This window comes from Antarctobacter heliothermus (assembly GCF_002237555.1).
Taxonomy (GTDB): domain Bacteria; phylum Pseudomonadota; class Alphaproteobacteria; order Rhodobacterales; family Rhodobacteraceae; genus Antarctobacter; species Antarctobacter heliothermus_B.
The window spans coordinates 2623620-2637176 of record NZ_CP022540.1 but is presented as its reverse complement, the minus strand read 5'-3'; the positions used below and the strand labels follow the sequence as shown (position 1 = coordinate 2637176).

At 66.4% G+C, this 13557-nt stretch carries 16 protein-coding genes and 1 riboswitch; of the genes, 6 read left to right on the top strand and 10 right to left on the bottom strand.

What is annotated here, in order from left to right; genetic code table 11:
- The first annotated feature begins 47 nt into the window (after window positions 1–47).
- Window positions 48–255, top strand: a riboswitch (cobalamin riboswitch).
- 192 nt (window positions 256–447) lie between these two features.
- Genes ANTHELSMS3_RS12595 through ANTHELSMS3_RS12575 form a run of 5 tightly spaced genes read left to right on the top strand, consistent with a single transcriptional unit; the run spans window position 448 to window position 3819 of the window.
- Entirely contained in the window at window positions 448–1200 is a 753-nt protein-coding gene (locus ANTHELSMS3_RS12595) for a DUF4198 domain-containing protein (protein WP_094035166.1), read from the top strand.
- Between the two features lie 3 nt (window positions 1201–1203).
- Window positions 1204–1821, top strand: coding sequence for a cobalt transporter CbiM (gene cbiM / locus ANTHELSMS3_RS12590; RefSeq protein ID WP_094035165.1), 618 nt, complete (start codon window positions 1204–1206; stop codon window positions 1819–1821).
- Entirely contained in the window at window positions 1818–2384 is a 567-nt protein-coding gene (locus ANTHELSMS3_RS12585; protein WP_094035164.1) for a cobalt ABC transporter permease, read from the top strand. The genes cbiM and ANTHELSMS3_RS12585 overlap by 4 nt, the downstream gene beginning before the upstream one ends.
- Window positions 2385–2389: 5 nt before the next feature.
- Window positions 2390–3178, top strand: a complete 789-nt coding sequence (gene cbiQ, locus ANTHELSMS3_RS12580) for a cobalt ECF transporter T component CbiQ (RefSeq protein ID WP_094035163.1) — start codon at window positions 2390–2392, stop codon at window positions 3176–3178.
- Window positions 3169–3819 (top strand): energy-coupling factor ABC transporter ATP-binding protein, encoded by a 651-nt coding sequence (locus ANTHELSMS3_RS12575; RefSeq protein WP_094035162.1) that lies wholly within the window; start codon window positions 3169–3171, stop codon window positions 3817–3819. Before cbiQ ends, ANTHELSMS3_RS12575 begins: the two co-directional genes overlap by 10 nt.
- A 17-nt stretch (window positions 3820–3836) precedes the next feature.
- Here the strand turns inward: ANTHELSMS3_RS12575 and ANTHELSMS3_RS12570 are convergent, their stop codons facing one another.
- From ANTHELSMS3_RS12570 to cbiE, 7 genes are all read right to left on the bottom strand, one after another.
- Window positions 3837–5423, bottom strand: a complete 1587-nt coding sequence (locus ANTHELSMS3_RS12570; RefSeq protein ID WP_094035161.1) for a trypsin-like peptidase domain-containing protein — start codon at window positions 5421–5423, stop codon at window positions 3837–3839.
- A 175-nt stretch (window positions 5424–5598) separates the two neighbouring features.
- Window positions 5599–6330 carry a precorrin-6A synthase (deacetylating) gene (gene cobF / locus ANTHELSMS3_RS12565; RefSeq protein ID WP_094035160.1) on the bottom strand — a complete coding sequence of 244 codons (732 nt, stop codon included), beginning with the start codon at window positions 6328–6330 and terminating at the stop codon, window positions 5599–5601.
- Complete coding sequence (cobA, locus tag ANTHELSMS3_RS12560; RefSeq protein WP_094035159.1) at window positions 6323–7057, bottom strand: uroporphyrinogen-III C-methyltransferase; 735 nt, start codon at window positions 7055–7057, stop codon at window positions 6323–6325. Before cobA ends, cobF begins: the two co-directional genes overlap by 8 nt.
- On the bottom strand, window positions 7054–8367 hold the full coding sequence (locus ANTHELSMS3_RS12555; protein ID WP_094037100.1) for a cobyrinate a,c-diamide synthase: 1314 nt from the start codon (window positions 8365–8367) through the stop codon (window positions 7054–7056). Before ANTHELSMS3_RS12555 ends, cobA begins: the two co-directional genes overlap by 4 nt.
- Complete coding sequence (cobM, locus tag ANTHELSMS3_RS12550; protein WP_094035158.1) at window positions 8360–9154, bottom strand: precorrin-4 C(11)-methyltransferase; 795 nt, start codon at window positions 9152–9154, stop codon at window positions 8360–8362. Before cobM ends, ANTHELSMS3_RS12555 begins: the two co-directional genes overlap by 8 nt.
- Entirely contained in the window at window positions 9151–9528 is a 378-nt protein-coding gene (locus tag ANTHELSMS3_RS12545) for a cobalamin biosynthesis protein (protein ID WP_094037099.1), read from the bottom strand. Before ANTHELSMS3_RS12545 ends, cobM begins: the two co-directional genes overlap by 4 nt.
- Window positions 9525–10724 carry a precorrin-6y C5,15-methyltransferase (decarboxylating) subunit CbiE gene (cbiE, locus tag ANTHELSMS3_RS12540; protein ID WP_094035157.1) on the bottom strand — a complete coding sequence of 400 codons (1200 nt, stop codon included), beginning with the start codon at window positions 10722–10724 and terminating at the stop codon, window positions 9525–9527. Before cbiE ends, ANTHELSMS3_RS12545 begins: the two co-directional genes overlap by 4 nt.
- Between cbiE and ANTHELSMS3_RS12535 the strand changes: the two genes are divergently transcribed.
- Window positions 10723–11478, top strand: coding sequence for a cobalt-precorrin-6A reductase (locus tag ANTHELSMS3_RS12535; RefSeq protein ID WP_094035156.1), 756 nt, complete (start codon window positions 10723–10725; stop codon window positions 11476–11478). The genes cbiE and ANTHELSMS3_RS12535 overlap by 2 nt on opposite strands.
- Here the strand turns inward: ANTHELSMS3_RS12535 and cobJ are convergent.
- From cobJ to ANTHELSMS3_RS12520, 3 genes are read right to left on the bottom strand one after another with little or no spacing between them, the layout of a single operon-like run.
- Complete coding sequence (cobJ, locus tag ANTHELSMS3_RS12530; protein WP_094035155.1) at window positions 11451–12206, bottom strand: precorrin-3B C(17)-methyltransferase; 756 nt, start codon at window positions 12204–12206, stop codon at window positions 11451–11453. The two genes, ANTHELSMS3_RS12535 and cobJ, sit on opposite strands and share 28 nt — an antisense overlap.
- A complete protein-coding gene (locus ANTHELSMS3_RS12525; RefSeq protein ID WP_094035154.1) occupies window positions 12203–12931 on the bottom strand; it encodes a precorrin-2 C(20)-methyltransferase in 729 nt (242 codons plus the stop codon). The genes cobJ and ANTHELSMS3_RS12525 overlap by 4 nt, the downstream gene beginning before the upstream one ends.
- Window positions 12928–13557 carry a precorrin-8X methylmutase gene (locus ANTHELSMS3_RS12520; RefSeq protein ID WP_094035153.1) on the bottom strand — a complete coding sequence of 210 codons (630 nt, stop codon included), beginning with the start codon at window positions 13555–13557 and terminating at the stop codon, window positions 12928–12930. The genes ANTHELSMS3_RS12525 and ANTHELSMS3_RS12520 overlap by 4 nt, the downstream gene beginning before the upstream one ends.

The following is a 13557-nucleotide window of genomic DNA, read 5'->3' as shown; positions in this document are numbered from 1 at the left end:
GCCCTGCCGTGTCGCTTTGTCCATTGCCCCGACGCAGACCATCTGTCAGACACGACCCCGTGACCGGTCCCGAAGACGCGTTCTTCGGGGGAAAGAGGGAATGCCGTGCCGCGCGCGTCTTGCGCGCCTAACCGGCAGCTGCCCCCGCAACTGTAAGCGGAGAGTCCGGGCCAAGACGCCACTGGAGAAATCCGGGAAGGCAGGCCCAGACACTGACCCGCCAGCCAGGAGACCTGCCGGACACCCGTCGCCCGCAAAAGGGCTGCGGTTTCCACCGGACGACGGGGTAAGCGTCTGGCCTTCGTCGCCCGGACTCCGTCCCGGTCCCGACATTGGCCGTCTCTTCCTGCCGTCCGTCACGCTCTGCGCCGGGGATGGCGCACAAGGACAAGGACGGCAATTGTGACTCTACTTCCCACTTTGAAACCCGCATTGGCATTGGCCTGTATGACGGTGCCAGCGGCGGCACCCGCGCATTTCCTGCTGGAATACACCGTCGACACGATGATCGAACGTCCCGGCGATGTGCCGGTGAAACTGGTGTTCTGGCATCCGTTCGAAAACGGTCATGTCATGGACCTTGCCCGCCCGCGCGAGTTTTTCATGCTTCACCGCGGGGAACGGACAGACCTGCTCGACACGCTGGAGCCCGTCACCTTTACCGGGCCAACCAACGGCGGTGCGGCCTACAAGGGCAGCGTGCCGGTCAAACGCGCCGGTGACTATGTGCTGGTGACAGTGCCAGAGCCGTATTTCGAGGAAACCGAAGATATCTACATCCAGCAGATCACCAAGTCGTTCCTCAATCGCGGGACGATGCCGACCGACTGGATGACTCCGGTGGGTCTGCCGGTCGAGATTGTGCCGCTGAACAAACCCTACAACATCCTCACCGGGTCGACCTTTACCGGGCAGGTTCTGGCCGATGGCAAACCCGTCGCCGGTGCCGAGATCGAGATCGAGTATATGGCCGCAGAGCCGGACATGGACAGCAGCAGCGCCTCGGCCCCCGTCACCACCCCGCCCCCCGGCGGCGCAGTTGTGGCGATCTCGGATTTGAACGGCTATTTCACCTTTGGCGTGCCGCGTGCCGGTTACTGGGGCTTTGCCGCCCTCGGGGCCGGGCCAGAGACCGAGCATGAGGGCAAAGAGCTGAGCCAGGACGCGGTGATCTGGATTCGCGCCTGGGATCTGGACTGAGCCATGCACATCGTTGACGGAGCCCTGTCCAACCCCGTCGCCATCGGCGGTGCCGTGGCCGCAGCGGGTGGTATCGCTCTTGGGCTGCGCAATCTGCCGCTGGAACGGATTCCGGCGGCGGGGGTGCTGTCGGCGGCGTTCTTTGTGGCCTCGCTGATCCATGTGCCCATTGGCCCGTCTTCGGTGCATCTTATCCTCAATGGTCTGGCCGGGTTGATCCTCGGCTGGGCCGCCTTTCCCACGCTCTTTGTCGGGCTGCTGCTTCAAGCGGTGTTCTTTGGCTTTGGCGGGGTGACGGTGCTGGGCATCAACACCGTGAACATCGCGCTGCCCGCCGTGCTGGTCGGTCTGGCCATCCGGCCGCTAATCCCGCGCAGCGGTCCGGTGATGGCTGCGCTGCTGGGTGGCTTTGCCGGCGCGCTGGCCATTGCGCTGACCACCTTGGGGGTGGCGTTGTCGCTGATGATGACGGGACAGGAATTCCTCGCCGCCGCCCACCTGATCTTTGTCGCGCATCTGCCCGTCATCGTGATCGAGGGGCTGCTGACCGGCTTTGCGGTGCTGCTGGCGCGCAAGGTCAAACCTGATCTGTTCACCGCACTCAAGGGGGCCGCGCCATGACACGCCTCATGCTGATCCTGACCCTCTGCGCCCTGCCGCTGCCCGCCTTGGCGCATAAGGTCATCGCCTCGGTCTTTCCCTCCGGCACCGCCATCGAGGGCGAGATCGGCTTTTCCAACGGGGCTATGGCCCCCAACCTGCCGGTGCAGATCTACGGCCCCGACGGCGCGCTGCTGGGCGAGACCGTCACCGACGCCGAAGGCTTCTTTCTCTACACCCCCACCACCGCCGTCACCCATACCTTCCGCGCCGACCTTGGCGCGGGCCATGTCGCCGACACCACCATGCCCGCCGATGAGGTCGCCGCGATCCTTGGCGTCCAACCCGTCGACACCCCGCCACCCGCGACACCGCAAACCGCCGCCCCCCTCGCGGGCCTCAGCGCCGCCGACCGGGCCGAAATCGCCCGCATCGTCCGCGATGAAATGCGCCCCCTGCGCCGCGAAATCGCCGCCTACCGTGAGAAAAACGACCTGCAAACCATCCTCGGCGGACTGGGCTATATCCTTGGCCTGTTCGGCCTTGCCTTCTACATCGCCGCCCGGCGCAAGCTGAACGGCTGAGGCGCATGGCACACGTCCTCTCAAACGGTGACAGCACCCTGACCGACACCGGGGCAGAGCGCAGCGCCAGCCGCCTCGGCGCGCTGGACCCGCGCGTGCGCATCGTGGCGGCGCTGGTCTTTGCCATCACCGTGGTGGCACTCGACACCCTGCCCGCCCTGACCGCCGCCCTCGCCACCGCCCTCACCCTGCTGGCCCTGTCGCGCCTGCCCGCCGGGCCCACGCTGAAACGGGTCGCCATGGTGGACGGCTTCATCCTGTTCATGCTGGCGCTCTTGCCCTTCACCGTGCCGGGCGACGTCATCTTTACCCTCTGGGGCTATCCCGCCACATGGCAGGGCGTCGCCCGCGCCATAGAGATCGGCCTGACCGCCAATGCCGTGGTTCTGGCGCTGATGACCCTTGTCGGCACGCTGGAACCGGTGACGCTGGGCCACGCCCTCTATCGCCTGAAAACCCCCGAAACCCTCGTTCACCTGCTGATGTTCACCATCCGCTATATCGAGGTGCTGCGCGCCGAATACCTGCGCCTGCGCGCCGCCATGAAGGTGCGCGGCTTTCGCCCCGGCACAAACTGGCACAGCTACCGCAGCTTTGGCTATCTCGTTGGCATGATGATGGTCCGCGCCATCGAACGGTCCGAGCGGGTGCTGGGCGCGATGAAATGTCGGGGCTTTTCCGGCCGCATCCGTCTGCTGCACGACTTTCGCACCACCCGCGCCGACGCGATATTCGCCGGTGCGCTCACTGTCCTATTGATTTCCCTCATCGCATTGGACCTCACATGGCGCTGATCCAGCTTGATGACATCCATTTTGCCTATCCCGGTCAGCCGCCTGTGCTGTCGGGGGCGTCCATGCAACTGGGCGCGGGCGAACGACTGTCGATCACCGGAGCCAATGGCGCGGGAAAATCCACGCTGCTGCGGATGATCCTTGGCCTGCAACGGCCCGACACGGGCACCGTCACCGTGTTTGACCACCCCCGCAGCCGCGAAAAAGAATTCCATGAGGTCCGCCGCCGCATCGGTCTGGTGTTCCAAGACCCCGACGACCAACTGTTCTGCCCCACCGTGGCCGAAGACGTGGCCTTTGGCCCCCTCAACCTTGGCAAAACACGCGCCGAGGCACTGGAAATCACCGACCGCCTGCTGGATGATCTGGACCTGCACCACCTGCGCGACCGCGTCACGCATAAACTGTCGGGGGGCGAAAAGCGCCTTGTGACCCTCGCCACGGTGCTGGCGATGAACCCCGAAGTGCTCCTGCTGGATGAACCCACCAACGCGCTCGACCCGAAAAACGCCGCCCGCCTGACAGAGATCCTGACGGCCCTGCCGCTGCCGATCCTGCTGGTGTCGCACGATCCCGCGTTTCGCAAGGCCATCGCCCCCTGCGCGCTGGAACTGGCAGAGGGCCAGCTGGTGCCGGTTTAGACACCTCTGGCGAGGCGCTAGTTCTTGCGCGCCGAGACGCTGCACCCATTCGAGACGCTCAGATTCAGCGACCGGCCATCCGCCGACAAGGTGCCGTTGGCAGAGTTTGTCACCCAACCAAATGTCTCCGTCCCCGAGAAATTGCGGCCGCTCAAAACGCCCCGCGTGGTGCCTGCGCCGGATGAGCCGCTGATCGTGCCGGTAAAGGAATTGCCGCCCGCCGACCGATAAACGGTGGTTCCGGTCGCCTGCCCCAACGGACAGGTTGCCGTCCAGCGCCATGATCCGGCCATGGAATAGGTCGGCGCGGCAGGCTTGGGCGCCGCGACCGGCTCCGCCGCGTCCCTAGATACCGGCTTGGGGGCCACCACGACCGGGGCGCAGACCGTCCCGGACCGCGCCCGGATCGCATCCAGCGCCTGCGCCGTCCCCAGATCGCTGACCTCCAGCGCCACATCGCTCTCCGCCAGAAAGCGGCGAAACGCCTCGCGCGTGCGCGGGCCCATGATCCCGTCCGGTGTGCCCGCGTCACAGCCCAGCGCGTTCAGTTGTGCTTGCGACTGACGCAGGATGTCACGGCGGCTCGCCTCGGTCTCAACTGGTTCCGCAGCCGGAACCGGAACAGCTTCCGCAACGGGTTCCGCTACCGGCTCTTCAGCAGGCGGGACAAGCACAGCAGCAGCCCGTTCAGACCGCAGCTTCTCCAACTCCGCCAGCGCCTCGGCCAGCGCCTTTTCCGCGTCCAGTTTGTCGGCATCCGGTGCCGCTGGCGGCTGCACTGCCGCCGTCAATACATTGGACTGCGCCAGAATCTCGGCCATCGGCACGGCGAAATTCACCTCACCCGCACGGCTGCCCGCATGGTGCAGCGCAATCACCTTTTGGCTGCCCGCGTCGATCACCGGAGAGCCGGAATTCCCCGGCAACGTATCGCAGGTATGCCGCAGCCGCTGTTTCGCCAAAGCCGGGCTGTCCGCCTGACATTTTTCGCGACTGATGCGCTGCGCCTCGCCCATCGGGTGACCGATCACCCAGAACGGATCGCGGTCCTGCGGCGCAGCCGCCGACAGTTCCAGCGCGCCGAACTCGGCATTGGCATCGCCCAGCACTTGCAGAACCGTGTAATCCAGCGCCTCGCTTGTCTCCAGCGGCACCGGGTTGACGTGGAATGTTTTTACCCCGTCGTCCAGCCCGTCGCGCAGAAACCCCGCATGGAATTGCACCGCCGCGATGCTGGTGGCCCCCTTTTCGATCATCTGGGGGTTTTTCAGGATGCCGGGCACGCAATGGTGGTTGGTGATCAGCTTGTTGCCCTCCACCAGAAACCCGGTGCAGGGCGCGTGGCCCACATTGGTCAGAATCTGCAACATCCCCACCGCGCGTCCCGTGCGCGCAAAGACCGAATTCGGCCCATAATTGGAAATGAACTCGTTGTTATAGGCCCCCACCTGCGCCTCTAGCTGCACATCGCCCAGCAGGGATTCCGTCTGCGGCGCGACGACCTGCCCGAACGTGGACGGCGGGAACAGCATCAGATCCTGCGCCGGGGCGGTATTGGCATAGGTAATCAACAAAGCGGCGGCGGCAAGGCGAACAATCGACATCTGAATAGCGGACTCCGGGCATAGGATTCGCACAGCAGTCTAACACCTCGACCTCTGGTGCCGAGTGCGGAATTCCCGCCGTCTCCGGCACGCGGCCTTTCCTAACGACTGGTAAAACCGTCTCTGTAAGCCATTGAAGACGCTACGTCACCTTTGCCGCCACATGTGGACAGGCTCAATCGCGCCGCATCAAATAGGTGTCCATGATCCAGCCATGTTTCGCCCTGGCCTCAGCCCGCGCGGCCACAATTTTCGGCCCAGCCTCCGCCAAAGGCCCCGCCTCCAGCACCTGCTCGGCCATGCCCAGAAAACCACCCCACCAGATCGAAATGCCGGTGGGATCAAGGCTCTGAAACGAACACTCTCCGTCCAGCATGACTACCACGGTCCCGGCCCCTTCAGGCCAGCCATGATCCCGCAGCCGCCGCCCCGTCGTGACCACCACGGCCCCATTCACCGTATTGAACGGCACCGCATGGGCCGAGGTCAGCGCCTGCAAGGCCGTCACCCCCGGCACCACCCTGACCCGTGGCGCAGGGTCCAATCGGGCGGCAATCCTCAGCGTGCTGTCATACAGCCCCGGATCGCCCCAGACCAACAGCGCCACCGGCCCCTCCGGCGCGCCCTCCAAGGCCGCCACCCAACGCGTTGCGATTGCGTCGTGCCACCGCTCCACCCGCTCGGCATAGGGCAGGCCTTCATCCCGGACCGGCATCTCAAACGGGATCACCCGCGCGTACGAGCCAGAGGCCCGCAAGATCCCCAGCCGCAACTCCGCCAGGTCCTCCTTGGCCGCGCCCTTGCGCGGGATCAGCACCACCGCCGCCTCGCGCAGCGCGCGCTGCCCCTCCAGCGTCACATGCTCAGGATTGCCCGTGCCGATGCCCACCAGCCAAAGCTCAGTCAAACCCCACCCCCAGCTCGGCCATCGGCCCATACAGGATCAGCGCCGGTTTGGTCCCGATCTCCCCCGCCAGCCGCGTCGACAGCCCCGCCACCGTGTCGCGATGCAGGCTTTGCTCCGCCGTGCCGACCGCCTCGGCCAGAATCGCGGGCGTCGTGTCTGGCAGGCCCTTTTCAAACAGCGCAGCGGCCAGTTTCGGAAACGTCCGCTTGCCCATGAACACCACGGTCATCGCGCTGGGATCGGCCAGCGCCTGCAAATCCAGATCCTCGGGCAACTCACCGGTGGCATCATGGCCGGTCACAAACTGCACCCGCCGCGCGGTCAGCCGCCGGGTCAGCGGGATGCCACAGGCCGCCGCCGCCGCCACGGCCGAGGGGATGCCGGGGATGATCTCATACTCGATGCCCGCGGCGCGCAGGGCGACCTGTTCTTCTTCCAGCCGCCCGAACAGCCCCGAGTCGCCCGATTTCAGCCGCACGATGCGCCCGCCTTCTTGGGCATACTCCACCAGCAACTGGCTGACATGATGCTGCTTCGGTGACAGCCGCCCGGCCCGTTTGCCGACGCCGATCAGGTCAGCGCCGGGGCGCACATGGCTGAGGATCGGGCCAGAGGACAGGTCATCGAACAGCACCGCATCGGCGCGTTTCAGACGGTCCACCGCCTTGAGCGTCAAAAGCTCGGGATCGCCCGGCCCGCTGCCGACGAAACTGACGAAACCGCTCATGATCCCTCCGCCGTGATGAGGTGAAAGAAGGTGCCTGACACATTGCCCCGGAGCGATCCGGTCTCTGGCACCGCGTTGCCATCCGCGTCGGCCACCGCGGCCAAGGGCGCGTCGGGCTGGTCGAGGATGGTGGAATAGTGGAACTCATGGCCGCGCAGGGCCGTGCCGGGGGCATAGTCGGACAGGCCCGCCTGCAAGACAGCGCGCCTGTAGCCAAGGTGGAACTTGCGCTTTTCATATGACGTCACCAGCCCCAAAAGGCCCGCCATCTGATGCGAAACGCCCTCTTTGTCGACCAATGCGGCACCAAGCGCCATATACCCCCCACATTCGCCATGCACGGGCTGCGTTTCCGCAAAGGCCCGCAAACCAGAGCGGAATGTCTCTGCCGCCGCCAATCGCCCGGCGTGCAGTTCCGGATAACCACCGGGCAACCAGACCAAATCGGCAGAGGCATCCGGTGCCTCATCCGCAAGGGGCGAGAACGGCAGGATCTCGGCCCCCGCCGCGCGCCAGCCCTCTAGCTGATGGGGATAGGTGAAGGAAAACGCCGCGTCGCGGGCCAGCGCGATGCGTTGCGCCGGAGGCCGGGGCAGCGCGCCGCCTGCCGTGCCGCCGCCCGAGGCCGCCGCACGGATGCGATCAAGGTCCACATTGGCGCGCAGGAAATCGGCATAGCCGCTGATAGCGGCCTCCAGATCGGGGTGTTCGACCGCTTGGATCAGGCCCAGATGACGCTCCGGCAGGGTCAGATCGCCGTTCCGGGGCAGCACGCCCAGCACCTCGATCCCCGCACGCTCCATCCCCAACCGGGTCAGGCGTTCGTGCCGGGGAGAGGCGCAGCGGTTCAGGATCACGCCCGCAAAGGGCAGGTCCGGCATGTATTCCCGGAACCCCAGCGCCGTGGCCGCCGCCGATTGCGCCTGCCCGCCCACATCGACGACCAGCACCACGGGCCAGCCCATGCGCAAAGCCGTCTCAGCCGACGACCCAAAACCAGACTGCCCGCGCGCCGCCACGCCGTCGTACAGCCCCATCGACCCTTCGCCGATGCAGATGTCGGCGCCTGCCGCCTGTCCGCTGATCGCGTCCAGCAGGCCACCGTCCATCGCCCAAGTATCAAGGTTGAAGGACGCCCGCCCGCTGGCGGCAAAGTGAAAGGCCGGGTCGATATAGTCCGGCCCAGATTTGAACGGCTGCACCACCTGCCCTGCATCACGCAACGCGCGCAGCAGGCCCAGCATGACCGTCGTTTTGCCCGTTCCCGAGGCCGGGGCCGAAATCATCAGGCCCGGAGGCATCTCAATCATCGCCATGTCGCCACTCCGCCCATGGGCTGTCGGCGCTTTGGGGCCGATAGCGTCTGTCATAATCCGCCGAATAAAGCTGACTTTCGGCCGTCAGCCCGGCACCCAGCGCCGGACCAACGAGGATCAGCGCGGTGCGCGAGATCGCCGCGTCCACGGCCTGCGTGAGGTCCCCAAGAGTGCAGCGGATCACCCGTTGATCCGGCCAACTTGCGCGGTAAACCAGCGCCACCGGGCAATCCGCACCATAGAACGGCACCAGTTCGGTTTGCGCCTTTTCCAATTGTCCCACCGACAGATGCAGCGCCAGAGTGGCCCCCGTGGCGGCGAAATTGGCAAGGCTTTCGCCCTTGGGCATCGGAGAGGCGCGCCCCTGCGTGCGGGTCAGCACCACCGATTGCGCAATCTCCGGCACCGTCAGTTCCACCGCCAGCGCCGCCGCCGCCGCTGCAAAGGACGGCACACCGGGCGTCACATCATAGGGAATGCCCATCGCGTCCAGCCTGCGCAGTTGTTCGCCCATCGCGGACCAGACCGACAAATCCCCGGAATGTAGCCGCGCCACGTCCTGCCCTGCCTCATGTGCCTTGGCAATTTCGGCGATGATGGCATCGAGATCCAATGGCGCGGTGTTCACAATCCGCGCGCCGTCGGGGCAATGCGCCAGCACCGCCTCGGGTACCAATGACCCGGCGTACAGGCAGACCGGACAGGCGGCGATCAGGTCGCGCCCGCGCAGGGTCAGCAGGTCCGCCGCCCCCGGTCCGGCCCCGATGAAATGCACTGTCATGTGTCGTCTCCCTTTGCGGTCTGTGCCAGCGCGCAGGTGGCCATTTTGTCGGCGGACACCACGCGCGGCGCGATCAGCCGTGCGCCCGGTCCTGCCGCCGCCAGCGCCGCCGCCTCGGCCACGCTGCCGGTGCCACGCGCGGCAAGGCTGTCCGGCGACTGCGTTTCCGTGTCCTGCGCCCGCAGCCTGTCGCCGTCAATCGCGAGGACAGGCAGGCCCGCCAGCGCGGCCATTGCGGCAAAAGCAGGTGTTTCGGCCTTGTCAGACGCCGTGGCGAGCGCATGAACCTCCAGCGCGTGCCCCGTTAGGTCCAGCGCGTCTTCAAGGCTGCTGACCGTCGCCGCCGCGCGAAACCCGAACCCCGCGACGATCACAGGACCACGCTCCATTGCACCACCGGATAGGCCGCCTTCCAACCGGTGCGCGGCCCTAAAGGCGCTGCCTCTGACAACTCGATCCGCAGCAGCGACCCGCCGCGCGTGCGATGCGCCGCGATCAACACTGCCTCGCTTTCCAGCGTCACGGCATTGGCGACCAGCCGTGTGCCCGCTGGCACATGCGCGTAAAGCCAGTCCAGCAGCGCGACGCTCAACCCACCCCCGATAAAGACCGCATCCGGTGTCGGCAGGTCCGCCAGCGCCTCGGGGGCCTTGCCCTCAACCACGCGCAGGCGATCCACGCCCAGTGCGGTGGCATTCGCCGTGATCAACCCGATCCGGTCGGCGCGCGGCTCTACTGTGATGGCCTCGGTCGAGGGATGGCTCAGCAGCCACTCGATCCCGACGCTGCCAGAGCCGCCGCCGATGTCCCAGAGCCTCTCAAACGGTTTCGGTGCCAGTGCCGACAGGGTCAGCGCCCGCACCGGGCGTTTGGTCATCACCCCGTCGCTGTCAAAGACCCCGTCGTCCAGCCCCGAGGCTTGCGGCAAGGCCTTGCCCTCACCCGCGACCTGCACGGCCACCGCAACCGGGTGGTCGAAGCCCTCCGACTCCGCGCCGGCCCGCACCTCTGTGACCCGTTCACGCGGCCCGCCCAACGCCTCCATCACCCAGAGCTGTGACGGGCCAAAGCCAAGATTGGTCAGGTAATCAGCAAGCTCTGTCACCGCCGCCCCGTCGCGCAGCGTCATGATCACCCGCACGCCGCGCGCCAGATGCGGTCGCAACCGCGTCAGCGGGGTCGCATGATGCCCAAGGCACAGCACCTTTTCCAACGGCCAGCCAAGGTGCGCCGCCGCCAGCGAAAAGACCGAAGGCCCCGGCATGGCGCGCCATTCCTCACGCGCAAACCGCCGTGCAATCACACTGCCCGCGCCAAACCAGAACGGATCGCCCGAGGCCAGCACAACAACCTGCCGCCCGGCAAATCCCGCCAGCAGGTCCAGCCCGTCGGCAAAAGGCACCGGCCAGTCCACCCGCTGCCCCGGCAGGTCAGGCAAAAGCGACAGGTGACGTGGCGGCCCCATGACGATTTCCGCTGCCTCAAGGGCGGCACGGCTTGCACCTGTCAGGCCGTCCGGTCCATCTTCGCCCAGACCGATGATCGTCAGCCACGGAGCGACCTCAGCCATGACACCCAACCTCTTGATCCTTGGCGGCACGACAGAGGCGACTGCGCTGGCCAACCTGATGGCGGAACGCGGCCTGCACGGCACGGTCAGCTTTGCCGGAAGGGTCGACCGCCCGCGCCGCCAGCCGCTGCCGCAACGCGTGGGCGGCTTTGGCGGGGTCGATGGGTTGACCCGCTACATCCGCGACCGCGGCATCACGCATCTGGTGGACGCCACCCATCCCTTTGCCGCACAAATGAGCCGCAACGCCGTGCATGCCGCCGCAGAGGCGGGCATCCCGATGCTGGCGCTCACCCGCCCCGCATGGCAGCCGCAACCCGGCGACAACTGGACCCATGTGCCGGACATTTCCGCTGCCGTGCGGGCGCTGGACGGTCCGGGGCGTCGCGTGATGCTGGCCGTGGGCCGGATGCATCTGGATGATTTTGCGCCCAACCCGCAGCACACCTACCTGTTGCGCCTTGTCGATCCGCCCAAGACCCTGCCGCCGTTCCCGCAATACAACGTCGTGGTGGACCGTGGGCCGTTCACTGTGGACGGCGACCGCGCGCTGATGGAACAGCACGGGATCGAGTTGATCGTATCCAAGAACGCGGGCGGCAGTGGTGCTTCGGCCAAGCTGGAGGCCGCGCGCGCGCTGAACCTGCCGGTCCTGATGATTGACCGCCCCGCCCTGCCCGACCGGCGCGAGGTGGCGACGCCGCAAGAGGTGCTGGACTGGGTCGCTCATGCCGGGACCGATCTGGGCGTATAAACCCACGGGTCCGCGCCCTCGCGTTCAATGATCCGAGTCAGGGATGAGCCGACCAGAACCACAGTCCGCATGTCCGCCATGTCCGGCGTGGCATCGCACAGATGGACCACCCGCAACGCCTCTTTGGGGGTGGATACGGCGCGGGCAAAGATGATCACACGCTCTGGCTCACACACCTCGCGCAGCACGTCCAGAGCGCGGCCAAACCCCTCGGGCCGAGACTTGGAGCGGGGGTTGTAGAACCCCATTGCGAAATCCGCCTCTGCCGCCAGCCGCAGGCGCTTTTCGATCAGCGACCAAGGTTTGAGATTATCGCTGAGGTTGATCGCGCAAAAGTCATGGCCCAGCGGAGCCCCCGCGCGCGCCGCCGCCGCCAGCATTGCGGTAATCCCCGGCAACACGCGGATCTCCAGCGCGCGCCACTCTGATGGCCCCGCCTCCACCGCCTCGAACACCGCCGAGGCCATGGCAAAGACACCCGGATCGCCGGAGGAGACCACAACCACACGTCGCCCCTCTGCCGCCATCTCCAGCGCATGACGGGAACGGTCCAGTTCGACCCGGTTGTCACTTTCGTGCAGACGCAGCCCTTCGCGGGGCGCGATCCGGCGGACGTAAGGAATGTAGCCGACGATGTCGGTCGCCTCACTCAGCGCCGCCGTCACCTCGGGCGTGACCAGCGCCTCATCCCCCGGCCCAAGGCCCGCGATCACGACCCAGCCACTCATGGTCGCCGCCCCTGACCGTGGACCATCACGATGGAGAAATAGGGCGAGACACGCTCATCCGCGTCGGTCAGTTTCATCACCGCCTGCCCATCCATGCTGGCGCATTCCACCAACCAAGCGCGGTCCAGTTTGCCCGCCTTTTCCAATGCGGCGCGCACGCGTGGCATATTCCGTCCGATCTTCATCACCACCAGCGCGTCGGCATCCGCCATACGCGCGGCCAGTTCGTCCTCTGGCAGGGTCGCCATCAGTACGCTCAGGACATCATCGCCCCATGTGATGGGCTCACCCGTCGCGGTCCAAGCCGCTGACATGCCGGTGATTGCAGGCACCACCTGCACCGGCACCTCGCCGCGCAGGCGGGTATAGAGATGCATGAAGGAGCCATAGAAAAACGGATCGCCCTCACAAAGCACCACCACGTCCTCCCCCGCAGCCACCAGCGCCTTGAGGTGCGCGACGCAGTCACCGTAGAAGGCCGACAGGATGTCATTGTAGCGCGGGTCGCTCAGCGGGATTTCGGTGGTGACCGGGTACTCCATGGCGAATTCCACCACGTCTTCACGCAGCATGCCGTTGACGATGCCACGCGCACGGCCCGCCCGCCCGGCCTTGCGGAAATAGGCGATGTGGCGTGTGCGGCGCACCAACCTGTCGGCGCGCACGCTCATCAGTTCGGGATCACCGGGGCCAAGGCCGGTTCCGTAGACCGTCCCGCCCCTCATTCTGCGCGGCTCGCGATGGCGTTGATGGCGGCGACGGTGATGGCACTGCCGCCCAACCGTCCCTCAACGATCAGCGACGGCACCGGCTGCGCCTCCCAAAGCGCATCCTTTGATTCCCGTGCGCCGACAAAGCCCACCGGGCAGCCAATGATGGCCGCAGGGCGCGGACAGTCGGGATCCTCTAACATTTCCAGCAAGTGAAACAGCGCGGTGGGCGCGTTGCCGATGGCCACCAGCGCGCCTTCCAGACGGGGCCGCCACAGTTCCAGCGCCGCGGCGGACCGGGTGGTGCCCATATCGGCGGCCAGATCTGGCACGGACGGGTCGCGCAGGGTGCAGATCACGTCATTGTCTGCCGGCAGACGTTTGCGGGTCACGCCCTCGGACACCATGTAGGCGTCACAAAAGATCGGCGCGCCTTTGTCCAGCGCCGCACGCGCGGCGGCCACCATACCGGGTGAGACCTTGACGTCCCGTTCCAGCCCGACAAGGCCAGCCGCATGGATCATCCGCACCACCACCTGTTCCTCTTCAGGGGCAAAGCGGTCCAGATCGGCCTCTGACCGGATGGTGGAAAAGCTTTCCTTGTAGATCGCCGCGCCGTCTTTTTCGTAACTATAGGGCAT